This is a genomic window from Paraburkholderia largidicola (genome assembly GCF_013426895.1).
Classification (GTDB): domain Bacteria; phylum Pseudomonadota; class Gammaproteobacteria; order Burkholderiales; family Burkholderiaceae; genus Paraburkholderia; species Paraburkholderia largidicola.
The window spans coordinates 1394971-1418967 of sequence record NZ_AP023174.1; the positions used below are offsets into that span (position 1 = coordinate 1394971).

General features: G+C 62.7%; 20 protein-coding genes and 6 tRNA genes. 20 read left to right on the forward strand and 6 right to left on the reverse strand.

Annotated elements, in window-relative coordinates; genetic code table 11:
* Window positions 1–15: 15 nt before the first annotated feature.
* From PPGU16_RS06205 to PPGU16_RS06215, 3 genes are all read right to left on the reverse strand, one after another.
* Window positions 16–510: a peptidylprolyl isomerase gene (locus tag PPGU16_RS06205; protein ID WP_180722142.1), complete on the reverse strand. Its 495-nt coding sequence runs from the start codon at window positions 508–510 to the stop codon at window positions 16–18.
* A 239-nt stretch (window positions 511–749) separates the two neighbouring features.
* A complete protein-coding gene (locus tag PPGU16_RS06210) occupies window positions 750–1331 on the reverse strand; it encodes a peptidylprolyl isomerase (protein WP_180722143.1) in 582 nt (193 codons plus the stop codon).
* Window positions 1332–1413: 82 nt separating this feature from the next.
* Window positions 1414–2223 carry a tetratricopeptide repeat protein gene (locus PPGU16_RS06215; protein ID WP_180722144.1) on the reverse strand — a complete coding sequence of 270 codons (810 nt, stop codon included), beginning with the start codon at window positions 2221–2223 and terminating at the stop codon, window positions 1414–1416.
* Between the two features lie 248 nt (window positions 2224–2471).
* On the opposite strand from PPGU16_RS06215, the gene cysS reads away from it, so the two are divergent.
* The 7 genes from cysS to PPGU16_RS06250 all read left to right on the forward strand — a co-directional run bounded on the left by cysS (window position 2472) and on the right by PPGU16_RS06250 (window position 10372).
* Complete coding sequence (gene cysS / locus PPGU16_RS06220) at window positions 2472–3869, forward strand: cysteine--tRNA ligase (RefSeq protein WP_180722145.1); 1398 nt, start codon at window positions 2472–2474, stop codon at window positions 3867–3869.
* Window positions 3870–3916: 47 nt separating this feature from the next.
* Complete coding sequence (locus PPGU16_RS06225) at window positions 3917–4966, forward strand: DNA-3-methyladenine glycosylase family protein (protein WP_180722146.1); 1050 nt, start codon at window positions 3917–3919, stop codon at window positions 4964–4966.
* Between the two features lie 134 nt (window positions 4967–5100).
* Window positions 5101–6072: an acetyl-CoA carboxylase carboxyltransferase subunit alpha gene (locus PPGU16_RS06230; RefSeq protein WP_180722147.1), complete on the forward strand. Its 972-nt coding sequence runs from the start codon at window positions 5101–5103 to the stop codon at window positions 6070–6072.
* A gap of 52 nt (window positions 6073–6124) precedes the next feature.
* Window positions 6125–7543, forward strand: a complete 1419-nt coding sequence (gene tilS / locus PPGU16_RS06235) for a tRNA lysidine(34) synthetase TilS (RefSeq protein WP_180722148.1) — start codon at window positions 6125–6127, stop codon at window positions 7541–7543.
* Window positions 7544–8008: 465 nt separating this feature from the next.
* Window positions 8009–9259 carry an aspartate kinase gene (locus PPGU16_RS06240; RefSeq protein WP_180722149.1) on the forward strand — a complete coding sequence of 417 codons (1251 nt, stop codon included), beginning with the start codon at window positions 8009–8011 and terminating at the stop codon, window positions 9257–9259.
* Between the two features lie 209 nt (window positions 9260–9468).
* Window positions 9469–9562: transfer RNA gene (locus PPGU16_RS06245), tRNA-Ser, on the forward strand.
* Between the two features lie 444 nt (window positions 9563–10006).
* Window positions 10007–10372, forward strand: a complete 366-nt coding sequence (locus PPGU16_RS06250) for a hypothetical protein (protein ID WP_180722150.1) — start codon at window positions 10007–10009, stop codon at window positions 10370–10372.
* Window positions 10373–10485: 113 nt separating this feature from the next.
* Here the strand turns inward: PPGU16_RS06250 and fabI are convergent, their stop codons facing one another.
* On the reverse strand, window positions 10486–11277 hold the full coding sequence (gene fabI / locus PPGU16_RS06255; RefSeq protein WP_180722151.1) for an enoyl-ACP reductase FabI: 792 nt from the start codon (window positions 11275–11277) through the stop codon (window positions 10486–10488).
* Between the two features lie 109 nt (window positions 11278–11386).
* Between fabI and PPGU16_RS06260 the strand changes: the two genes are divergently transcribed.
* The 5 genes from PPGU16_RS06260 (at window position 11387) to PPGU16_RS06280 (ending at window position 17941) form a co-directional block, all read left to right on the forward strand.
* Window positions 11387–13297, forward strand: coding sequence for an extracellular solute-binding protein (locus PPGU16_RS06260; protein ID WP_180722152.1), 1911 nt, complete (start codon window positions 11387–11389; stop codon window positions 13295–13297).
* A 50-nt stretch (window positions 13298–13347) separates the two neighbouring features.
* Window positions 13348–14388 carry a microcin C ABC transporter permease YejB gene (locus PPGU16_RS06265; protein ID WP_180722153.1) on the forward strand — a complete coding sequence of 347 codons (1041 nt, stop codon included), beginning with the start codon at window positions 13348–13350 and terminating at the stop codon, window positions 14386–14388.
* A 1-nt stretch (window position 14389) separates the two neighbouring features.
* Entirely contained in the window at window positions 14390–15493 is a 1104-nt protein-coding gene (locus PPGU16_RS06270) for an ABC transporter permease (protein WP_042307186.1), read from the forward strand.
* A gap of 11 nt (window positions 15494–15504) precedes the next feature.
* Entirely contained in the window at window positions 15505–17109 is a 1605-nt protein-coding gene (locus PPGU16_RS06275) for an ABC transporter ATP-binding protein (RefSeq protein ID WP_180722560.1), read from the forward strand.
* A 160-nt stretch (window positions 17110–17269) separates the two neighbouring features.
* On the forward strand, window positions 17270–17941 hold the full coding sequence (locus tag PPGU16_RS06280) for a C40 family peptidase (RefSeq protein ID WP_062915242.1): 672 nt from the start codon (window positions 17270–17272) through the stop codon (window positions 17939–17941).
* A 99-nt stretch (window positions 17942–18040) separates the two neighbouring features.
* Here the strand turns inward: PPGU16_RS06280 and PPGU16_RS06285 are convergent, their stop codons facing one another.
* A complete protein-coding gene (locus PPGU16_RS06285; protein ID WP_180722154.1) occupies window positions 18041–18991 on the reverse strand; it encodes a patatin-like phospholipase family protein in 951 nt (316 codons plus the stop codon).
* Between the two features lie 445 nt (window positions 18992–19436).
* On the opposite strand from PPGU16_RS06285, the gene gltX reads away from it, so the two are divergent.
* The 7 genes from gltX (at window position 19437) to PPGU16_RS06320 (ending at window position 22349) form a co-directional block, all read left to right on the forward strand.
* Window positions 19437–20846 carry a glutamate--tRNA ligase gene (gene gltX / locus PPGU16_RS06290; protein WP_180722155.1) on the forward strand — a complete coding sequence of 470 codons (1410 nt, stop codon included), beginning with the start codon at window positions 19437–19439 and terminating at the stop codon, window positions 20844–20846.
* A gap of 120 nt (window positions 20847–20966) precedes the next feature.
* A tRNA-Ala gene (locus PPGU16_RS06295) sits at window positions 20967–21042 on the forward strand.
* A gap of 144 nt (window positions 21043–21186) precedes the next feature.
* A tRNA-Glu gene (locus PPGU16_RS06300) sits at window positions 21187–21262 on the forward strand.
* Window positions 21263–21338: 76 nt separating this feature from the next.
* A tRNA-Asp gene (locus PPGU16_RS06305) sits at window positions 21339–21415 on the forward strand.
* 66 nt (window positions 21416–21481) lie between these two features.
* Window positions 21482–21557: transfer RNA gene (locus PPGU16_RS06310), tRNA-Glu, on the forward strand.
* A gap of 77 nt (window positions 21558–21634) precedes the next feature.
* Window positions 21635–21711 (forward strand) — tRNA-Asp (locus PPGU16_RS06315).
* 173 nt (window positions 21712–21884) lie between these two features.
* The gene (locus PPGU16_RS06320) at window positions 21885–22349 is read left to right on the forward strand and encodes a GNAT family N-acetyltransferase (protein WP_180722156.1); all 465 of its coding nucleotides are present in this window, start codon (window positions 21885–21887) and stop codon (window positions 22347–22349) included.
* Window positions 22350–22404: 55 nt separating this feature from the next.
* Here the strand turns inward: PPGU16_RS06320 and PPGU16_RS06325 are convergent, their stop codons facing one another.
* Window positions 22405–23241 (reverse strand): AraC family transcriptional regulator, encoded by an 837-nt coding sequence (locus PPGU16_RS06325; RefSeq protein WP_180722157.1) that lies wholly within the window; start codon window positions 23239–23241, stop codon window positions 22405–22407.
* A 217-nt stretch (window positions 23242–23458) separates the two neighbouring features.
* Between PPGU16_RS06325 and rraA the strand changes: the two genes are divergently transcribed.
* The gene (gene rraA, locus PPGU16_RS06330; RefSeq protein WP_180722158.1) at window positions 23459–23953 is read left to right on the forward strand and encodes a ribonuclease E activity regulator RraA; all 495 of its coding nucleotides are present in this window, start codon (window positions 23459–23461) and stop codon (window positions 23951–23953) included.
* The last annotated feature ends 44 nt before the right edge of the window (window positions 23954–23997 follow it).

A 23997-nucleotide genomic window follows, 5' to 3' on the forward strand; every position in this document is an offset into this window, starting at 1 on the left:
GTTTGAGTAATTCTCTTACTCGACGACGACGGCCTTTTCGATGATCACGTCGTCGACGGGCACGTCCTGGTGGAAGCCTTTCGAACCCGTCTTCACCTTGCGGATCGCGTCGACCACTTCAAGGCCTTCGACGACCTTGCCGAACACTGCGTAGCCCCAGCCTTGCGGCGTCGGCGACGAATGGTTCAGGAAGTCGTTGTCGTTCACGTTGATGAAGAACTGGGCGGTCGCCGAGTGCGGATCGTTCGTGCGCGCCATCGCGATCGAGCCCTTCACGTTCTTCAGACCGTTGTTCGCTTCGTTGGTGATCGGCGTGCTGGTCGGCTTCTGCGTCATGCCGGGCTCGAAGCCGCCGCCCTGGATCATGAAGCCGTCGATCACGCGGTGGAACACCGTGTTGTCGTAGTGGCCGGCCTTCACGTAGGCGAGGAAGTTTTCAACCGACTTCGGCGCCTTCTCGGCGTCCAGTTCCAGCTTGATGACGCCGTGGTTCGTGTGCAGTTCAACCATGATGATTTCCTTTGGGTCTAGGTGAGTGGAGGGCGTGGTGCATCGCCGTCTGAGCGGCCATTGGCCTGCGCCCGTGGCATGGTTAGTTCCGGTGCCGCGCTGGCGCCGTGCATCGAGTTGCCGGCGGCTCGCGCGTCACCCTGTTTGCAAATGCGTCGTCTGCCCGTGTGTTATCGAGCACCTACTCGCGGCCTGCGCGGCCGCTTCATTGCCAATCTTTGTGCGGCTTGTTTGCCAACTTACTTGCCGACAATTGTCGCCGACTGGAGCACGATCTGCTTTTGCGGCACATCGCTCATCGGACCGCGCGACGTGGTCGGCGTGCCCTCGATCTTCTTCACGACGTCCATGCCCGCCGTCACCTTGCCGAACACGGCGTAGCCGTTGCCGTCCGGATTCGGATAGTCGAGGCCGGCATTGTCGACCGTGTTGATGAAGAACTGCGCGGTGGCCGAGTTCGGGTCGCTCGTGCGCGCCATCGCGATCGTGCCCGTCATGTTCTTCAGGCCGTTGCGGCTTTCGAGCGGAATCGGCGCGCGGGTCGGTTTCTCAGCGTAGCTCGTCGTGTAGCCGCCGCCCTGGACCATGAAGCCGGGAATCACGCGATGGAAAATCGTCCCGTTATATTGACCGGATTTCACGTAGTCGAGGAAATTGGCCACCGTCTTCGGCGCTTTCTCAGGATACAACTCGACGCGGATATCGCCTTCCGACGTCTTCAAGAGAACGGACGGATGCGCAGCCTGTGATCCGTTTTGCGCAAAAGCCGGTGCGTTCGCGATCAGGGCGGCGCTGCCGAGCGCCAACATCAACCATTTCATGTAAATCCTCGGGGTGAAAACAGGGTGAACTCAGATGAAAAACGTCGGCAAGCGCGCGGCCCGAAAGCAGGCGCGCGAGCGCTCACTGCGATGGTGCAACGTACGGCGGCGTCGCGAGCGAACCGTTCGGGCCGCCGAACGTGAAGCCCGGCGTGCTGGTAATGCCCTGCATGGCGCGATTCGTGGAGTCGGTATCAGCTGGCTGGCTGGTCTTCTTCACGGGCGTCTTGCGCGGCGTCACGATTTTCTCGATGTCGGCGATGCGCTGGGTGGTCGTGCCGTTGCCCGCGCCCAGACTTTGTGCGCGGCGATAGGCCTGATCCGCCATGCGCAGATACAGGTCGCCGAGATTCTCGTACGCGAGGCCGTAGCCAGGGCTCGCCTTGACGGCTGTTTCCAGCGCGGCGCGCGCTTCCGTGTAACGGCCCTGCTTCGCGTAGAGCGCGGCGAGGTTGTTGTACGGTTCGGGCAGTTCGGGAAAGGTCTCGGTGAGTTCGGTGAACGCGGCGATCGCTTCGTCGTCGCGGTTCAGGCGTGCGAGCACGGTGGCGCGCTTGAATTTGGCCTGCGCGTCGCGTGGATTCGCGGCGATGCGTGCATCGAGTTGCGTGAGCGCGGCCGTCCAGTTCTTCTCCTGGATCGACGCGTCGGCATCGGGCGTCGCGTCACGCACGGCCGGACCGTGCGCGATGGTCGGCGTTTTCTGCGCGAAGGCGGGCGTGGCAGGCAGGACCATGAGGGCGAGCCCGCAGCAGGTCGCGCCCGCTGCCGTGCTCAAGGCCGCGAGCAAACCTGGACGGGACGACGCGCCGGAAATCGGGCGAAGCGTCGAGCGGAGCGCCGTCGCGAAGAGGGTCGTGGCGCCTCGCGCGCGGCCGCTGGAGTGTTTCATAGGCTCAGGTCTGGATGTTATACTCCGACCCATTCTAACAAAAGGTCTGCGCGTTCCGTCGAACCACAGACTGTCTTTTCGCCACTCGTGGTCGTCTCCGCCTTGACGTCAGCCTGATCCCGCGCCGTTGCGCGACATGCTGTCAGTCATGCCGCAGTGCCCGTGTTCGTGCATGCAGTTGCATGCTTTCTTCGGGCGCGGTATGAACGAAGACCAAGCGGATTTCTTTCGGCCCACGCATCGTCTCTATGGAATCTCTGCGCATCTACAACACGCTCGCGCGTGACAAGCAAAATTTCGTGCCGCTTCATGAAGGCGAAGTGCGTATGTATGTCTGCGGGATGACGGTGTACGACTACTGCCACGTGGGCCATGCGCGGGTGATGGTCGTATTCGACATCGTGCAGCGCTGGCTGCGCACGCTCGGCTACAAGGTCACCTACGTGCGCAACATCACCGACATCGAGGACAAGATCATTCGCCGCGCAGTCGAGAACGGCGAGTCGATCCGCGCGCTGACGGACCGTTTCATCGCGGCGCTGCACGAGGATGCGGACGCGCTCGGTATCGAGCGGCCCGACCTCGAGCCGCGCGCGACGGACTACATTCCGCAGATGCTCGGCATGATCGAGAAGCTCGAGCAGAACGGCTACGCGTATCAGGCCGCCGACGGCGACGTGAACTACGCGGTGCGCAAGTTCGCGAACTATGGCGCGCTCTCGGGCAAGTCGCTCGAAGACCTGCGCGCGGGCGAGCGCGTGGCCGCCAACGACGCGAAGCAGGACCCACTCGACTTCGTGCTGTGGAAGCAGTCGAAGCCCGACGAGCCCGCCGACACCGGCTGGGATTCGAAGTACGGGCGCGGCCGTCCCGGCTGGCACATCGAGTGCTCGGCGATGGGCTGCACGCTGCTCGGCGAGCATTTCGACATTCATGGCGGCGGCCAGGATCTGCAGTTTCCGCACCACGAAAACGAAATCGCACAAAGTGAAGGCGCTACGCGCCAAACCTTCGTCAATTACTGGATGCACAACGGCTACGTGCAGATCGACAATGAGAAGATGTCGAAGTCGCTCGGCAACTTCTTCACGATCCGCGAGGTGCTCGCGAAGTACGATGCCGAAGTCGTGCGGTTCTTCATTGCGCGCGCGCATTACCGTTCGCCGCTGAACTACAGCGACACGCATCTCGACGACGCGCGCAGCGCACTGGCACGTCTGTACACGGCACTGAAGGACACGCCGCCGGAAGCGGGCGAGATCGACTGGAACGAAGCGCATGCACAGCGTTTTCGCGCGGCGATGAACGACGACTTCAATACGCCTGTCGCCGTGTCGGTGCTGTTCGAACTCGCGAGCGAAGTGAATCGCACGCGCGATGCGGCGCTGGCGCGTCAGTTGCAAGGTCTCGCGCTGGTGCTCGGATTGCTCCGGCGCGAACCGCGCGCCTATCTGCAGCAGGCGGCGGGCAGCGAAAGCGAGGGTGCACTCGACGTACCAGCGATCGAAGCGAAGATCGCCGCGCGCGTCGCTGCGAAGCAGGCAAAGGACTACGCCGAGGCAGACCGGATCCGCAAGGAATTGCTGGACGCCGGTGTTGCGCTCGAAGACAAACCGGGCGGGTTGACCGAGTGGCGTCGCGTTTGAGCGCACCTCGCACTTCCCACTGATCGACTCGCCAGGCAGGAGGCAGGATGGCAACGGCCACGAAGACGCCGGCTAAACGGGCCACGTCTCAATCAAACGCGGCAGCTAAGGTAAAGGCAGTACGGGCGCGAAGCGGCGCAGCGAAGGTGGCGGTGAAATCGGCGTCGGCGAAAGGCGTCAAGGCGGCCCTGCACGGTCCGCGCAAAACGGCAGGCTCGCATGGCGCACACGCCAAGCAGGTGCCGTCGCGACACCTGCCCAATGGTGCGGACTTGCCCGAAGCAACCGCTGTGAAGCCGTCGCGCGCGCGGGCCGCGCACGCGAAGGGCAACGGTTCGCTGCCCGCGGAACTCGCGGGCGATGGGCAGGAACTCGCCTACGAAAGCCATGAAGCCGAAACGGTGCGCAAGCCGCGCGCCGCTGTCTCGTCGGCGGAAAGCGAGCAGATTGTGCAAGGCGACCCGCAGTCGTCCGTCGTCACGCGTCCGGCGTATTGGGACAAAGCTTGTGCCGATCTCGTCAAGCGCGACCGCATTCTGAAGAAGCTGATTCCGAAGTTCGGCCCCGTGCATCTGTCGAGCCGTGCCGATCCGTTCGTTACGCTCGCGCGCTCGGTGGTCGGCCAGCAGATTTCCGTCGCGTCCGCGCAGTCCATGTGGCAGCGCATCGTCGCTGCCTGTCCGAAGCTCGTGCCGCAACAGATCATCAAGCTCGGGCAGGAGAGTCTGATGAACTGCGGCGTCTCGAAGCGCAAGGCCGAGTACATTCTCGATCTCGCGCATCACTTCGTCTCGGGTGCATTGCACGTCGGCAAGTGGACGTCGATGGAAGACGAGGATGTGATCGCCGAGCTGACGCAGATTCGCGGCATCAGTCGCTGGACGGCTGAGATGTTCCTGATTTTCGATCTGTCGCGTCCGGACGTGCTGCCGCTCGACGATCCGAATCTGATTCACGCGATCAGCCAGAACTATTTCAGCGGTGAGCCGGTGACGCGCAGCGAAGCGCGTGAAGTCGCTGCAAACTGGGAGCCGTGGCGCACCGTCGCGACGTGGTACATGTGGCGCAGCCTCGATCCGGCGCCGGCCGGCAGCTGAATCAGGCACTGAAGCAGAAGGCAAAAACCGTCGGAGTCTATTGATTTGTTAAAATCGATAGATTCGAGACGGTTTTGACATGGGCGCGCGCGGTTAGAATACGCGCTGCCGGTAAGTCGAAGGATTAAAAACCAATGAAGACCACCTTTCTGGATTTCGAGCAGCCGATCGCGGAGCTCGAAGCGAAAATCGAAGAATTGCGCTTCGTGCAGGACGATTCGGCCGTCGATATTTCGGAAGAGATCGAGCGGCTGTCGAAGAAAAGCCAGCAGCTCACGAAGGATCTGTATACGAATCTGACGCCATGGCAGGTTTCGCAGATTGCGCGACATCCGCAGCGTCCGTACACGCAGGACTACATCAACGAACTGTTCACCGATTTCCACGAACTGCATGGCGACCGCTCGTATGCGGACGACCTGTCGATCGTCGGCGGCCTCGCGCGTTTCAACGGCCAGCCGTGCATGGTGATCGGACATCAGAAGGGTCGTGACACGAAGGAGCGCGCGCTGCGCAACTTCGGCATGCCGCGCCCCGAGGGCTATCGCAAGGCCGAACGTCTGATGCGTCTCGCCGAGAAGTTCGGCTTGCCGCTCTTCACGTTCATCGACACGCCGGGCGCCTATCCCGGCATCGGCGCGGAAGAGCGCGGCCAGTCCGAAGCGATCGGCCGCAACCTGTACGTGATGGCCGAGCTGAAGACGCCCATCATCTCGACGATCATCGGCGAAGGCGGTTCGGGCGGTGCGCTGGCTGTCGCTGTCGCTGACAACGTGCTGATGCTGCAGTTCTCGACGTACTCGGTGATTTCGCCGGAAGGTTGCGCGTCGATTCTGTGGAAGAGCGCCGCGAAAGCGCCCGAAGCAGCCGAAGCGCTGGGTCTGACCGCGCATCGCCTGAAGGCGCTGAACCTGATCGACAAGATCGTCAACGAGCCGCTCGGCGGCGCGCATCGCGATCCTAAGGGCATGGCGGCGCTGCTGCGCCGTGCCCTCGCCGATTCGCTGCGCCAGTTCCAGGGCATGAGCACGAACGATCTGCGTCAACGCCGCTTTGAACGCCTGATGGCCTACGGCAAGTTCAAGGAAACGACGCCGGGCGCGTAAGCCTCGCGTTCTCGTCCGAAGGCGCCTCGCGTACGATAAGCGCCGCCACAACGTGACTCTCTCCGCTGACACTCCCGCCGACCGCCTCGTTCTCGATGCGGTCGGCGTTGCGTTTGGGGCCTTGCCCGACGATGCGCGTATCGCGATCGCGTTCAGCGGCGGCGTCGATTCGACGGCGCTGCTCGACGCGGCGGTGCGTGTCGGCGGTGCGTCACGCTGCATCGCATTTCATGTTCATCACGGTCTGAGCGCCAATGCCGACGAATGGCTCGCGCATTGCGGCGCGTTTGCGCGCGAACGGGGTGTCGAGTTTGCGTCGCTGCATGTGGATGTGTCTCGTGCGGGCGGTCTGAGCATCGAAGCCACGGCGCGCGACGCGCGTTATCGCGCGCTCGATGCGCTTTGCGCGCAGCATCGCGTGCGCACGCTGTGGCTCGCGCAGCACGCCGACGACCAGGCGGAGACCGTGCTGCTGCAACTATTGCGTGGAGCAGGGCTGGCGGGCCTGGCAGCGATGGCGCCGGAATATCTGCCGTCCGGTGCGTCGGTTGCGCGGGTGCGTCCGCTGCTGCATCTGCTGCGCGCGCAACTGGAGCAATACGCACACGCACGCGATCTGCGCTGGATCGACGATGAGTCGAACAACGACACCCGTTACGCGCGCAACGCGCTACGTCACGATGTGCTGCCGCCGCTCGCCGTGCATTTTCCGGGCTTTCGCGACGCGCTCGCCCGCACGGCCGCACACGCGGCTTCGGCACAGCGTCTGCTCGACGAGCTTGCGCGCATCGATTTGCAAACGGCGCGCGGCGAAGAAGAGGGCGCGTTGTCGCGCGACGCGCTGCTCGCACTCGACGACGATCGCGCGGCGAATCTGCTGCGTTACTGGATGCGCACGCTCGGCTTGACGGCTGCATCGACTGCACGGCTGAAGGATGCACTGCGCCAGTTGCGCGCGATCGGCGACGCGCACAGCTTGCGGGTCGATCACGCGGGCCAGGCGTTGCGCAGCTATCGCGGGCAAGTGTATTGGGAAGCAGGCGACAGCGCCGATCCCGCCGACGAAACGGCGCTCGTCGAACGCGCGGAAAGCGTGCTTGTCTGGCAAGGGCAAAGCGTGTGGCGCTTGCCGCAGTGGCGCGGCACGTTCGTGTTCAGCGATGCAAGCGCTGATGCGCCGGACGCAATTCCCGCCGATGCGCTCGCTCGCGCGCCGCTCGTCGCGCGCTCGCGCCGTGGCGGCGAACGGATGCGCTGCGTCGCGAACGGCCCGAGCCGCACGTTGAAGAATCTGTTTCAGGAGCGCGGCGTGCCATCGTGGAAGCGAGATGTACCGCTGCTTTTTGCCGGCGACGCGTTGCTGTTCGTGCCGCTGATCGGCGTGAACCGCGCCGCGCCCGTCGACCCGGCGCAGCACGGAGGCGCTCGTTATATCCAGATCGCCTGGCGCGAGGATCTGACGTTGGCGTGACGTTCGCGTCCGCGTCCGCGTTCGCGACGGCCGACGCCCGACCGGCCGGACGGCTATTGTCATGCGCGCGCAACAATCGCCGCAAATCCTTCTACGACAAGCATTTGCAACGGCTTTTGCCTGGATTGCGGCTTGTCTTTTTATTGCCGATCAGGTAGGGTAACTTGTTTGCCCGACTCGCTTTTTGTCGTGTTACCTGGCTGTTCTTACGCGAACGTCCGGGGCGCGCTCCAAGCCGTTAGCCACCCCGTTAGCGTCCGTCAGCCCTGTTTACCGGCAGGTTTCGGCAGGGCCGGAAAAAGCAAACCCGGCAAATCCGCGCGTACCCTACGCACGCTGCATCTGCGCCGCCACACTGCGCCGTCGTTCCCGAACGTTGTGCCCTGTGCTTTCTTTGTGCGGCCGCTCCAGCGCGCCCGGCGCGCGCCGGTTGGCGTATCAGTTTCCCTTCAGTTCAGAACGACAATGGCACTCATCGTACACAAATACGGCGGCACATCGATGGGCTCGGTCGAGCGCATCAAGAACGTCGCGAAGCGCGTCGCGAAATGGCACAAGGCAGGCCACAAGATGGTCGTCGTGCCCTCGGCGATGTCCGGCGAAACGAACCGCCTGCTGGGTCTCGCGAAAGAGATTTCGCCCCAGCCCAGCCCGCGCGAACTCGACATGATCGCGTCGACGGGCGAACAGGTCAGCGTCGGCCTGCTATCCATCGCGCTGCATGACGCAGGCGTCGATGCCGTCAGCTACACCGGCTGGCAAGTGCCCGTCAAAACGGATAGCGCCTTTACGAAAGCGCGCATCAGCGACATCGACGGCGATCGCGTGCTGCGCGATCTCGACGAAGGCAAGGTCGTCGTCATCACGGGCTTCCAGGGCATCGACCCCGAAGGCCACATCACGACGCTCGGCCGCGGCGGCTCGGACACGTCGGCGGTCGCGGTGGCCGCGGCGCTGAAAGCGGATGAATGCCTGATCTACACGGACGTCGACGGCGTCTACACGACGGACCCGCGCGTGGTCGAAGAAGCACGCCGTCTGGATCGCGTGACGTTCGAGGAAATGCTGGAAATGGCCAGCCTCGGTTCGAAGGTGCTGCAGATCCGCTCGGTGGAATTCGCCGGCAAATATCAGGTGAAGACGCGTGTGCTGTCCAGCCTGACCGATCCGCTGATGTCGCTCGACGAAGAAATGAAGTCGGGCACCCTGATTACTTTTGAAGAAGACGAAACCATGGAAAAAGCAGTCATCTCGGGAATCGCGTTTCAGCGTGACGAAGCCCGTATCGCCGTGATGGGTGTGCCCGACAAGCCGGGCATCGCATATCAGATCCTCGGCCCGGTTGCCGATGCGAATATCGATGTCGACATGATCATCCAGAACCAGAGCGTCGAAGGCAAAACGGCGTTCACGTTCACGGTCGGTCGCGGCGACTATCAACGCGCCATGGACATCCTCACGAACCAGGTGAAGGGTCACGTGAACGCGGAGCAGGTGCTGGGCGATCCGAAGGTGTCGAAGGTGTCGGTGGTCGGTGTCGGCATGCGTTCGCACGTGGGTATCGCGAGCAAGATGTTCCGCACGCTGTCGGAAGAGGGCATCAACATCCAGATGATCTCCACGTCGGAAATCAAGATCTCGGTGTTGATCGACGAGAAGTACATGGAGCTCGCCGTGCGCGCGCTGCATAAGGCATTCGAACTCGATCAGGCGTGATGTCAATCGCGTGCCCGTTTGCTTCGGCAATGGGCATGTGCGTAAAGGTTGTTGGAGATGGTGCGGGCGTCATTGCGTCGGGTCTTGGGAACGTCATTGAAAATGACGTTCCTGGCACAAAAAGTGTGAAGTAGAAATTGACCTGAGCCTTTGAACCCGCTATTATCTTGGCTTCGTTGCGCTGCCTCCCTGGCGCAAGCGAAAGTTTGGGAGACGTGGCCGAGAGGTCGAAGGCACTCCCCTGCTAAGGGAGCATCTGGGCCAAAACCTGGATCGAGGGTTCGAATCCCTCCGTCTCCGCCAGAAATGGCGGTGGAACCCCGTAGAGCTGCGGCTCTGCGGGGTTTTGTTTTTTGCGCGTCCGTTTCATGTGCCTTCGTGATTTATGCCGCGCAGTCTCAACTTTTCATTCCCGGGTCCGTAAACATCGGTATTGGTGAATTGCATTCGCGATGAATGCGCCATTCAAGCGTTTCACGTGGATATCTTTTTGCCTGGCATTACCAAACGAATCGCCTGCATTTTGCGAACCGGCGACGAAATCCGCGAAACGTGCATGCGCACAACAGTGGAAGAGCGGGGCATATGACCAAATGCTGTCGCGTGTAACAGGACGTTACGAAGTGCTTTGCGACGCGAAGTTATGCATCAGTTATTACAAAGTTGAAATACGCGTTAAGCGTCGCTTTGTTATATTCGAATCAAGCAGTCGATAAAACACAACTCCCGCAAAGAAAAGGTGAAACCATGAAGTCCATGCGTCTTATCCCGTTGATCGCTGGCGTGCTCGCGATTGGCGCGTCGAGTGCGGCGATGGCTGGGGGACTGAACGTCGGTGTCAACATCGGTATTCCCGCTCCCGTCTACGTCGCGCCGGCGCCTGTGTATGCACCGCCGCCGCCGCCTCCGCCGCCCGTCGTGTACCAGCCGTATCAACCGGTGCCCGTCGTCGCTGGGCCCGCCATCGTGATCGGCTGGCATGGCGACCGCTACTGGGATGGCCGCCGCTACTGGGGCCGCGACGACTACTATCGTCACCATGGCGGCTACGATCATGGACATGGTCATGGGAATGGCCACTGGGACAACGGCCGTCACAACGGCTGGCATTGATCCCGGGCCACGACGGGTGCGCTCATGAATGCGCCAACAAAAAACCGCCCCTCGGGGCGGTTTTTTTATCGTTGCACGCGCAACGACGCGCTCGCTTACGCGAGCAGGCGACGTTACTCGCTGACAGCAGCCATGCCGCCGACCACGGCGCTGAAGCCGCTATCGACATGCATGATCTCAGCCGTCACACCGGCGGCGAGGTCCGACATCAGAAACGCCGCTGCATTGCCGACCTGTTCGATCGTGACATTGCGCTTGAGCGGTGCGTTGCCCTCGACGAAATCGAGAATCTTGCCGAAGCCCTTGATGCCGCTTGCCGCGAGCGTCTTGATCGGGCCTGCCGAAATGCCGTTCACGCGAACGCCCTTGCCGCCCAGCGACACTGCGAGATAACGCACGCTCGCTTCGAGCGATGCTTTCGCGAGGCCCATCGTGTTGTAGTTCGGGATCGCTTTTTCTGCGCCGAGGTACGACAGCGTGAGCAGCGCAGCGTCGTTCGACAGCATCGGCAGAGCGGCCTTCGCGAGCGCGGGGAAGCTGTAGGCGGAGATGTCGTGTGCAATGCGGAAGTTTTCGCGCGTCATGCCGTCGAGGAAGTCGCCTGCGATCGCTTCACGCGGCGCGAAGCCGATCGAGTGAACGAGGCCGTCGAGGCTGTCCCAATGCTCTTTCAGCGAAACGAAGAGTGCGTCGATTTGCGCGTCGTCGGCGACGTCGCAGGGGAAGATCAGATTGCTGCCGAATTCGGTCGCGAATTCGGTGATGCGATCCTTGAAGCGTTCGCCGACGTACGTGAACGCGAGTTCAGCGCCTTCGCGCTTGCAGGCCTGCGCGATACCGTACGCGATCGAACGGTTCGACAGCAGGCCCGTCAGCAAGATTCGTTTACCAGCGAGGAAGCCCATGGATTCTCCTAATGAGGTCAGCGCGCCGCGATGACAGAGTGCGGGAACGCGCGGGATTTTGGGTAGAATTCTCTCACATTGCAACTGCCCACCGACCAACAAGGCACCTATGACCGCAGGCACGCGACGGGTTGAAGCGCCGCGCCCGAAATGGCGCACACTGATTCGTCCGCTGTTGCGTCCCTTGCCGCGCGTCGCGCTCGCCACGTGCGTCGGCTCGCTGATCGCGTTGTCGCTCATGACGTCGCAGCATGCGCAGGCCGCGTATGCGATCGCGCAGTACGGCAACCCGAAATATCCGCCTGACTTCAAACACTTCGACTACGTCAATCCCGACGCGCCGCGCGGCGGCACGCTGGTGCTCGCGAATCCCGACCGTTCGACGAGCTTCGACAAATTCAATCCGTTCACGATGCGCGGCAGCGCGGCGCCCGGCATCGGGCTGCTGTTCGAGAGCCTGACGACGGGCAGCGCGGATGAAGTCGCGTCCGCCTACGGTTTGCTGGCCGACGATATCGCCGTTGCGGCGGACGGCCTGTCGACGACCTTCCATATCAATCCGCGCGCGCACTTTTCGAACGGTGACCCCGTCACGGCCGAAGACGTAAAGTTCTCGTTCGACACGCTGAAAAGCCCGCAGGCCGCGCCGCAGTTCGCCGCGTATTTCGCGGAGATCACGCGCGTCGTGATCGTCGACCCGGCGACCGTGCGCTTCGAATTCAAGCAGCACGATCGCGAGCTGCCGTTGCTCGCGGGCGGCATGCCCGTGTTCTCGCGCAAGTGGGGCATGAAGCCGGACGGCAGCCGCACGGCGTTCGATCAGCTCGCGTTCGAAAAACCGATCGGCAGCGGGCCGTATCTGATCGAGAGTTACGACAACGGCCGCACGATCACCTACAAACGCGACCCGAAGTACTGGGGCGACAAGCTGCCCGTGCGCGTCGGCATGTATAACTTCGAGCGCATCAACTACAAGCTGTATTCGGATGGCACCGCGCGTCTCGAAGCATTCAAGGCGGGCGAGTACGATGCGCTCGTCGAATACGTCGCGCGCAACTGGGTGCGCCGCGATGTCGGCAAGAAGTTCGACAGCGGCGAGCTGATCAAGCGCGAATTTCCGCAACATAACGGCACGGGGATGCAGGGCTTTATCCTGAACCAGCGCCGGCCGCTATTCTCGGACGTGCGGGTGCGCAAGGCGCTCGATCTCGCGCTCGACTTCCAGTGGCTCAACCGGCAACTGTTCTACAGCCAGTACAAGCGGATCGACAGCTACTTCGTCAACACGGATCTGCAAGCGAAAGGCATGCCGTCGCCGGGCGAACTGAAACTGCTCGAGCCATGGCGCGCGCAGCTCGAGCCAGGCGTGTTCGGCGAGCCGCCGAAGCAACCCGACACGGACCCGCCCGGTTCGTTGCGCGCGAATCTGCTCGAAGCGCGCGCGCTGCTCGCGCAGGCCGGCTGGACGTATCGCGACGGCGCATTGCGCAACGCGAAGGGCGAGCCGTTCGTGTTCGAGATACTCGACGACTCGGGTTCGTCGGCATCGTTCGACCCGGTGTACGCCACCTTCGTGCGCAATCTGCAAAAGCTCGGCATCGTGGCGCGTACGCGCACGGCGGATTTCGCGGTGTATCAGAAGCGTCTCGACGCGTTCGACTTCGACGTCACGACCATCCGCTTTCCCGACGTGCAGGTGCCGGGCGCGGACATGATCGACCGGTTCGGCAGCAAGGCGGCAGGCGAGCCGGGCTCGGGCAATCTGATCGGCCTGAAGTCGCCCGCCATCGATGCGATCCTGCGCGCACTGGTCGGCGCGCAGACCCGCGAACAACTTGTCGATGCCACGCACGCGCTCGATCGCGTGCTGATCAACGGCTATTACATGGTGCCGCACTGGTACAGCGCGACGCATCGCGTCGCGTTCAAGCGTGGTCTCGCGTGGCCCGGCACCTTGCCGCTGTACTATACGGCGGAAGGATGGATCACTTCGATGTGGTGGTTCGCCACGCCGCAATGAGCGCGCTGACCGCGTACCCCATCATGTACTTTTGATTCTGGACGGCCGCCATGTGGAGCTACATCCTCAAACGTCTGCTATTGATGATCCCGACGTTGATCGGCGTCCTCACGCTGACTTTCGTCGTGATCCAGTTCGTGCCGGGCGGACCCGTCGAGCAGGCGGTGCACGAACTGCGGCGCAGTACGGCTGAAGGCGGTGCGCCGTTCGGGCTGCGCGCGCATAGCGGCGTCGACGCGCAGCAGATCGCGCAACTCAAGGCGTTGTACGGCTTCGACAAACCGCCGCTCGAACGCTACTGGCTGATGCTCAAGCGCTTCTCTCACTTCGATCTCGGACAAAGCTATTTCCGGCATCAAAGCGTGTGGTCGCTGATCGTGTCCAAGCTGCCCGTGTCGATCAGCATCGGGCTATGGACGTTCTTCCTCACATATCTGATATCGGTGCCGCTCGGCATCGCGAAAGCGGTGCGCAACGGTTCGCGCTTCGACGTGGGGACGAGCCTCGTCGTGCTGGTCGGCTACGCGATTCCCGGCTTCGTGCTCGGGGTGCTGCTGCTGGTGCTGTTCGGCGGCGGCTCGTTCCTGCAGCTGTTCCCGCTGCGCAATCTCACATCCGATAACTGGGACCAGTTGAGCTTCTTCGGCAAGATTCTCGATTACCTGTGGCACATCACGCTGCCGATCGTGGCCTCCGTGGTCGGCAGCTTCGCGGTCGTGACGATGCTGACCAAGAACGCGTTTCTCGACGAAATCCGCAAGCAATACGTGCTGACCGCGCGCGCGAAAGGGCTGTCCGAGCGCCGCGTGCTGTGGAAGCACGTGTTCCGTAACGCGCTGTTGCCGTTGATCGTCGGATTTCCGGCCGCGTTCATCGGCGCGTTCTTCACGGGCAGCCTGCTGATCGAAACGCTGTTCTCGCTCGACGGGCTCGGGCTGCTGTCGTATGAGTCGGTCGTGCGGCGCGACTATCCCGTCGTGCTCGGCACGCTCTATCTCTTCACGCTGATCGGGCTCGCGACCAAGCTCATCTCCGATCTCTGCTACGTGTGGGTCGATCCACGCATTCAATTCGAACAACTGGAGCGCTGATTTGAGCCGCGTTCGTACAGATGCCGAAGTGTCGCGCGCGCAGCCGGTGCGCGCGTTCGTGTCGCCGTCGCCCGCGCGCCGCGTGTGGCTGCGCTTCCGTCAGCAGCGGCTGGGTTACTGGAGTCTGATCGTATTCGTCGTCGCGTTTGCGGCGAGCCTTGCCGCGCCGCTGTGGTCGAACGACAAGCCGGTCGTCGTGCGGTACGACGGCCACTACTATTTCCCGCTCGTGAAGGACTACGCGGAGACGACCTTCGGCGGCGACTTCCCGACGCCCGCGGATTACCTCGATCCGTACGTCAAGCAGCGTCTCGACGCGCCCGGCAACTTTGTGATCTATCCGCTGAACCGGTACTACTACGACACGCTCAACTATTTCTCGAAGCGGCCGAATCCGGCGCCGCCTTCACGCGACAACTGGCTCGGCACCGACGATCGCGGCCGCGATCTGTTCGCGCGGCTCGTGTATGGCTTTCGCGTGTCGGTGGAGTTCGCGCTGGTGCTGACCTTCATCGGCACCGTGCTCGGCGTGCTGGCGGGCGCCGTGCAGGGTTACTTCGGCGGCAAGACGGACATCTTCGGGCAGCGTCTGATCGAAATATGGAGCGCGATGCCGGAGCTGTATCTGCTGATCATCTTTGCCTCGATCTTCGAGCCGGGCTTCATCCTGCTGATCGTGCTGTTGTCGCTGTTCGGCTGGATCGGCCTCGCCGACTACGTGCGGGCCGAGTTTCTGCGCAACCGGCAACAGGACTACGTGCGCGCCGCGCGAGCCATGGGCTTGTCGAACTGGCAGATCATCTGGCGACACGTGTTACCCAATAGCCTGACGCCCGTCATTACGTTTCTGCCGTTTCGGATGAGCGGCGCGATCCTCGCGCTGACGAGCCTCGATTTTCTCGGCCTTGGCGTCCCGCCGCCGACGCCGAGCCTCGGCGAACTGCTCGCGCAAGGCAAAGCGAATCTCGATGCGTGGTGGATCTCGATGTGGACGTTCGGCGTGCTGGTCGTGACGCTGCTGCTGTTGACGTTCATGGGCGACGCGCTGCGCAACGCGCTCGACACGCGCATCTCCGACGCTATGAAGGCGGGAGGCAACCAGTGAGCGCCCACTCGATGAAACACGACGGGCCGCTGCTCGAACTCGATCATCTGCGCGTGACCTTCGGCGACACGGTGGCTGTCGACGATGTGTCGCTCACGATCGGCCGCGGCGAGCGCGTCGCGCTGGTCGGCGAGTCGGGCTCCGGTAAGAGCGTGACGGCGCTGTCGATCCTGCGTCTGTTGAACGACGCGCAGACGCGCGGCGTGGTGCGCTTCGACGGCGAAGATCTGCTGGCGAAGAGCGAACGTGAAATGCGCGGGATGCGTGGCTCCGCTATCGCGATGATCTTTCAGGAGCCGATGACGGCGCTCAATCCGCTGTACACCATCGGCGATCAGATCGCGGAGACCATCGTGCTGCACGATGGCGTGAGCGCCAACGAAGCGCGCAAGCGCGCCGTCGCGCTGCTCGACCGCACGGGCATCACGGAGCCGGGCAAGCGGGTGAACAGCTACCCGCACCAGTTGTCGGGCGGCCAGCGGCAGCGCGCGATGATCGCGATGGCGCTCGCGTGCCGTCCGCGGCTGCTGCTCGCGGACGAACCGACGACGGCACTCGACGTGACGATCCGCGCGCAGATCGTCGAGCTGCTGCTCGAACTGCAACGCGAGGAAGCCGAAAAGCGCGGCATGGCCGTGTTGCTGATCACGCACGATCTGAACCTCGTGCGCCACTTCGCGCAACGCGTCGCGGTGATGGAGAAGGGTGTGCTGGTCGAAAGCGGGCCGGTCGATACGCTGTTCGCGTCGCCGCAGCATCCATACACGCAGCGCCTGCTCCAAAGCCGCCCGGAGCGCGCCGTCGTGCCCGTGCTGCCGATCGCGCCCGTGCTGCTCGACGCACGCGACGTCAGCGTCGATTTCCGGACGAAGCTGCCTGGCATGGCCGGCTGGTTTCAGTCGGGCCGTTTTCGCGCGGTCGACGACGCGACGGTGTCGGTGCGGCAGGGCGAAACGCTCGGCATTGTCGGCGAGTCGGGGTCGGGCAAATCGACACTCGCGATGGCGCTGCTCGGCCTGCAACGAACCTCGCACGGCGCGATCGAGTTTCAGGGCAGGGCGCTGGGGAGTTATCGGGGGCGCGAGCAGACCACGCTTCGGTCGAATATGCAGGTCGTCTTTCAGGATCCTTTTAGTTCACTTTCACCACGGCAGACGATCGAGCGGATCGTCGGCGAAGGGCTGGCGCTGCACCGGCCGCAACTGAATGCCGATGCGCGGCGCGACAAGGTGATCAACGTGCTGCGCGAGGTGGGGATCGACCGGACGGCGCTGTATCGCTATCCGCACGAATTCTCCGGCGGACAGCGGCAGCGCATTGCGATTGCGCGCGCATTGGTACTGGAGCCGCGCATCCTGATTCTCGACGAACCGACCAGCGCGCTGGACGTCTCGATCCAGCAACAGGTGTTGAAGCTGCTCGCGGGTCTGCAACGCAAGTACAACCTGGGTTTCGTGTTCATCAGCCACGATCTGGCCGTGATCGGCGCGATGGCGCATCGCGTTGCCGTCATGCAGAACGGGGCGATCGTGGAGACGGGCGAGGTCGAGCAGATCTTCGCCCAACCGACCCACCCTTACACACGTAAGCTGTTGAAAGCGGCCTTGACGACTTGACATTCACCAATTGGGTGCGGCGACCCATTGTTTTTTTCTATTTGTTTTGACATTGGAATACTTACTGGCTAGTATCGACCAAACTTTTTTCCTAGCCTGTTGATTTTCAGGCAAAAACTACCGCCGCACCCAGCCCTAACCAAGACCAACCACCAGACCAATGCAGCACCAAAACCTAACCCAGGCTTGCACGCGCGTCGTCGCCGGGATGTTCATTGGCGTACTGATGGCCGCAGCTCCCGGCGCTTTCGCCGATGAAGTAAGCAGCTTTAACCAGAATGCCTCATTCTCGACCTCTTCCGGGTCGAGTTCAGTGTCCTCCACCACACAAAGCACCCAAAGCGCTGCCTCGAATTCCGAGAGCGGCGCTCGTTCGTTTTTGTCCGGCATGGCCGGCAAGGCGGGTGATGTGGTGGTCGGCGCCCTCAACATGATCGGCGTGCGTTACCGCTGGGGCGGCGATACGCCGGATTCCGGCCTCGACTGCAGCGGCTTCGTGCGCTACGTGTTCCAGGACACGCTGGGCATGGCACTGCCGCGCCGTGCGGAAGAAATGAGCCGTGTCGGCGAAAAGGTTCGGGTTTCCGACCTGAAGCCGGGCGATCTCGTGTTCTTCAACACGATGCGCCGTACGTTCTCGCACGTCGGCATCTACATCGGCGACAACAAGTTCGTGCATTCGCCCTCTACGGGCAGCACGATCCGCGTCGACGACATGGATGACGGCTACTGGGAAAAACGCTTCACGGGCGCGCGCCGGATCGAATCGACGGTGCCGCAGCAGCAGGAGCTGCGCCAGCGCGTGAGCGCGACGATCGGTGGCAGCAACTAAGACGATCGTCGGTTGACCGGTTTCAAAGAAAAGGCCCGCTTCATCGAAGCGGGCCTTTTGCTTTGCTGCGTCCGTTTTCGCCTATGACGCCGCTGCCCGTCAGGCCGTTGCGCGCGCCGCCGCCAGTTTGCGCAGCAGTTCGGGCGCGATGCGCGCGGCGGCTTCCTCGCCTGCGAGAATCGCCGCGTTGCGTTGTCCGAAGTCGGTGCCGCTCATCGCGTTCAGATTCGGACGGATCACGACGTCGGCGTATTTGTCGAGCTCGTATGCCTTGATGGTCTGACCCATGATCGTGAACGTCTGCATCAGCACGTCGAACGAGCTTTCGGTCAGCGCCGTTTCGGGCCGCGCGGAAATGTCGACGGCGATCACGAAGTCCGCGCCCATCTTGCGCGCGAACGACGCAGGCACCGGGCTGACGAGGCCGCCGTCCACGTATTCATGCCCGCCGATCTTCACCGGTTCGAACACCGACGGCACGCTCGACGAGGCGCGCACCGCGATACCCGTGTTGCCGCGCTGGAAGAGAATCGGCTGACCGGTTTTCAGATCCGTTGCGACGACACCGAGCGGCTTCGCCATCTTTTCGATCGGGCGATTGTCGAGCGTCTTGTTCAGGTAGTTCTGGAGTGCGACGCCTTGCAGAAAACCGCGCGTGCGAAACGGCATGGCCCAGTCGCTGATCGATGCTTCGTCCATGGTCAGCGCGAGCTTGTTGAGCGCGAAACCGTTCAGGCCCGACGCGTACAGCGCGCCGACCACCGAGCCGGCGCTCGTCCCGCATATCAGATCGACCTGGATGTTGCGCGCCTCCAGTGCCTTGATCACGCCGATATGCGCAAAGCCACGTGCCGCGCCGCCGCCGAGCGCAAGCCCGATGCGCAGCGGCCGTTGCGGCTTGACGGACGGCGTCGGCGGGACGGACGCGGTGCTGGGCGTGGGCGTGACAGTGTCGGGCTTGCTGCCCGTCGACGCGCAGGCGGAGAGAACAGCGGAGGCCGCGGCAATCGAGAACGTGCGGCGGGACAGGCGTGGCGATGACGGTTTCAACGAATTCTCCAGCGACGGCGCCGACGTCCATGCGAAAGTGTCGTGCCGCGTGTCATGCAAAAGCGATCGCCGGCGGCGATCCTCGCGCGCTGACCGGAGCCTGGCTGGAGCCGGACGGGCAGCGCGCGCACATCATAATGCAAAGCGGACATGCGGCGACAATTGGCGACACACGGTTGAGGAAACCGTCTACAGGCGCAGTTGTCAGTATCGGGTCCTGACGACGTCCGCTGTCCGATGTTTCGGCTTATGCCGTCCGGCGCGCTGCCGGACGCGCCTGCAAACCCATGTTGTCAGTGTTCGACGGGTATAATTCGTCTCTCTTTTTCAATTGCGTTCGCGCCGTCGGCAGGCGTTGTCACCGTCGCCGGGCGCGATCCGTTTCTGTTGCCGCGCCAGGCTTCGATGTTCGCCGGCGCAGGCGTCCGTCTCCGAGTTACCGCACATGACCACTCCCGTTCGCACCCGCTTCGCACCGAGCCCCACCGGCTTCATCCACCTCGGCAACATTCGCTCTGCGCTGTATCCGTGGGCGTTTGCGCGCAAAACGAAGGGTGTGTTCGTGCTGCGCATCGAGGACACCGACGTCGAGCGCTCAACCGAGCAATCCGTCGATGCGATTCTCGAAGGCATGCAATGGCTCGGCCTCGATTACGACGAAGGTCCGTTCTATCAGATGCAGCGCATGGACCGGTATCGCGAAGTGCTCAAGCAGATGCAGGAGCAGGGCCTCGTGTATCCGTGCTACATGTCGACGGAAGAACTCGACGCGTTGCGCGAGCGTCAGCGCGCGGCCGGCGAAAAGCCGCGCTATGACGGCACGTGGCGCCCCGAGCCCGGCAAGGTACTGCCGACGCCGCCCGCGGGCGTGGAACCCGTGCTGCGTTTCCGTAATCCGCTGACGGGCGTGGTCGCGTGGGACGATGCCGTGAAGGGCCGCGTCGAAATCTCGAATGAAGAACTCGACGATCTCGTGATTGCGCGCCCGGACGGCACGCCGACCTATAACTTCTGCGTGGTCGTCGACGATCTCGACATGAAGATCACGCACGTGATTCGCGGCGACGACCACGTCAACAACACGCCGCGCCAGATCAACATCCTGCGCGCGCTCGGCGCCGAGCCGCCTGTCTACGCGCACCTGCCCACCGTGCTGAACGAGCAGGGCGAGAAGATGAGCAAGCGGCATGGCGCGATGAGCGTGATGGGTTATCGCGATGCCGGCTATCTGCCGGAAGCCGTGCTGAATTATCTCGCGCGTCTGGGCTGGTCGCATGGCGACGCGGAAATCTTCTCGCGTGAGCAACTGATCGAATGGTTCGATCTCGAGCACCTCGGCAAGTCGCCGGCGCAGTACGACCACAACAAGCTGAGCTGGCTGAACAACCACTACATCAAGGAAGCGGACAACGCGCGCCTCGCCGATTTGAGCAAGCCGTTCTTTGCGGCGCTCGGCATCGACGAAGCGACGCTCGCGAAGGGCGCGGACTTGGTGGCGGTGATCGGGCTGATGAAAGATCGCGCGTCGACGGTGAAGGAGATCGTGGACAACGCTGCGATGTTCTATCGCGAACCGAATCCGGATGCCGACGCGCTCGCACAGCATGTAACGGATGTCGTGCGTCCCGCGCTCGCCGATCTCGCTGCAGCATTGAAGAGCTGCGAGTGGACGAAGGAGGGCATCGCCGCTGCGTTGAAGGCGACGCTCGGCACACACAAGCTGAAGATGCCGCAGCTCGCGATGCCTGTGCGTTTGCTGGTGGCGGGCACGACGCATACGCCGTCCATCGATAGCGTGCTGATGCTGTTCGGGCGCGACGTGGCTGTGCGCCGTATCGAAAAGGCGCTTGCCTGAGCAGACGAAGCGAGGCCGCGGGGCATCGTCGTGCGGCTTCGCAAAAAAATTGTAGAAAGCGAGTTAAGAGGTATTTACAAAGCGAAAATTGCTCACTACAATCTCGCTTCTGTTCTGCAAGGGGGTATAGCTCAGCTGGGAGAGCGCTTGCATGGCATGCAAGAGGTCAGCGGTTCGATCCCGCTTACCTCCACCATCAGAGCAGAGTGAAGTTCTTCCGGTTAGCTGGAAGTTGTAGAAAAAAGAACTTCACAAGCGGTAGTAAAGCAGTTAGAATAGCGGTCTTCGCTGCTGATGAATGAAGTTAGCAGCAAGAACGAGACAGATCTGAAAAGATTATGTCCCCTTCGTCTAGAGGCCTAGGACATCACCCTTTCACGGTGAGTACAGGGGTTCGAATCCCCTAGGGGACGCCAAATACTGGCGTTGCTTGAGATTCAAGTAATGCGCTTGCGAGAAGTAACCGACGCTCGCAAGTCAGGTAGCAAGACTGGAGTGGTAGTTCAGTCGGTTAGAATACCGGCCTGTCACGCCGGGGGTCGCGGGTTCGAGTCCCGTCCACTCCGCCAGATTAAGCCCGTTCGGTGAGCGGGCTTTTTCATTAAAGGTGTAAGCAGTAGCATATGAAGTACGTTGTCCCCTTCGTCTAGAGGCCTAGGACATCACCCTTTCACGGTGAGTACAGGGGTTCGAATCCCCTAGGGGACGCCAGAATACTGGCGTTACTTGAAGTTCAGGTAATGCGCTTGCGAGAAATAACCGACGCTCGCAAGTCAGGTAGCAAGACTGGAGCGGTAGTTCAGTCGGTTAGAATACCGGCCTGTCACGCCGGGGGTCGCGGGTTCGAGTCCCGTCCGCTCCGCCAGAAGTAAGAAGCCCGCTGAGTTGTCAGCGGGCTTTTTGTTTTTGCGCTTACCATTCGTCATAGCTTGCACTGACATCCGGGGCGCAGCATGCGTCACTGTGGGGCAAACAGCCATTGCCAGCGCGGTCCGCGTGTCTTAACGTTGAGCGGACCGACTCTTTCGTCCTTGCACGATGCTCGACCCGACTGACGATCCATCTCCCTTCCATTTGCGCAAGGCCAGCATGGACGACTTCTCGTTCGCCGAGGCGCTGACGCGCAGCAACATGGGCGGGTATTACCGCCGGCATCATCTCGTGTGGCGCAGCGACCTGTTTCTCGCGAGCTGGCGCGAATCGGAAAATTTCATTCTCGAAGCGGACGGCGAACGGATCGGTGTGTTGCGCATCACGGAGGAAGGCGACTCCCTGCATATCCGCGACGTACAGATCGCCGAAGGCCACCGGCGGCGCGGCGCGGGCACGTATCTGTTGAACACGTCGCACCGTTGGGCGAGGGCGCGCGGTCTCTCCGAACTACAGTTGCGCGTCTTCGTCGACAATCCCGCCGCACGTCTCTATCAACGGATGGGCTACCGGCTCGCCGGCCCGCGGCTCGCACAGCTCGGCTCGATCCGGCATATGGCGCGGCGCGTCTGAGCAGGTTGCTGGCGCATCGACTGCGCCTTCCAGGTTGCGGCGACACGCCGTTGCATCAACTCTGATCGTCCTGATCGTCTTCATCCCGTTCCCGTTCGTCGCGCCGATGCTCCGCACCGCGCACCATGAACGCCCGCGGACTTTCGCCGAACGCGCGACGGAACATCGCGGAAAACGCGCTCTGACTCTGGTAGCCCAGCTCTCGCGCGACATGCGACAACGGTCGCCCCTGACTGAGCAACGGGATTGCGCGGGCCAGCACGGCTTGCTGACGCCATTGCGAAAAGCTCACTCCCAGTTCCTGACGAAACAGCCGCGCGATCGTCCGCGTGCTCGCGCCAACCGTCGACGCCCATCGTTCCAGTGAATCCGTATTCGCGGGATCGGCGAGTACTGCTTCGCACAACGCACGCAGACGTTTTTCCGTCGGCATCGGCACGGACAGCGGCAAAGGCTGCGACCGCGTAATTTCGTCGAGCGCCAGCGAGCCGAGCAGGCGTTCGCGGTCGGGCGGCAAGCCGGGGGTGTCCAGCGAGGCAATGACTTCGCGCAACAGCCCGGAGACCTCGACGACCCGGCAGGCATCGAGTCCTGGCGGCACGACCGTCTCGTTGACGTAAAGCGTGCGCAGAAACGCCTCTTCGACGATGGTCACTTCGTGCAGCACATACGGGGGCACCCAGATTGCGCGCGACGGCGGCACCATCCACGTCGTGCCGAACGTACCCACCCGCAGCACGCCGCGCGACGCATACGCGACTTGCGCCCACGCGTGCGTGTGCCGCGCGATGCGCACGCCAGCGGGCATGGGCCGCGAGCGCACGCGGATGGGATGCGTCGGGGTGGGCGCGAACTCCGGCGGAATATCGGCGAAGTCGACGCGCGTCGACATTTCGGCAGCCGCCTTCGATGCAGGCGGCGTTGAACGGGCTGTTGAGCGGGCAGCGTCAGTCATGGCGTAACGGAGTGGGCGGCAGCGAATCTGCCGTATGACGCTTGTCATTGTAGGGTCGTGCGCGCCGTCCGAACATTGGCCGAAAGGACGATGCGACATCGAAAAAATGGCGCGGCATAATGCACCGGATTCGTTTCACCGACGGGAGAAGCCCATGAACTTTGCCACAGCCGACCTGTGCGACGCGCACGAAGATCAACTCGCCGCCGGTACGTTGCGCGTGCTCGATCCCGTATTCAGCCGTTTCGGCCGCGCGTCGTGTTTTGGGGGCGAGGTCGTCACGCTCAAAGTGTTCGAAGACAACACGTTGGTGCGTGCGACGCTCGAAGAGAAAGGCGCAGGCCGTGTGCTGGTGATCGACGGCGGCGGCAGCCTGCGGTGCGCGCTGATCGGCGGCAATCTGGGCAAGCTCGGTGAGAAGAATGGCTGGGCGGGCATCGTCGTGTACGGTTGCGTGCGAGACGTGCTGGAGCTGAACGAATGCAACATTGGTATCGTCGCGCTCGCGACCCATCCGCAGCGCAGCGAGAAGCGCGGTGGCGGCGAGCGCGATGTGCCCGTACGTTTGCCCGGCTCGGCCGTGCGGCCGGGCGAATGGGTGTATGCGGACAGCGACGGCGTGCTGGCGGCGAGCGCGCCGCTTCTGTAAAGCCTCAAATCATGAACGGATATGGTCTGGACGGGAGGGTAGGG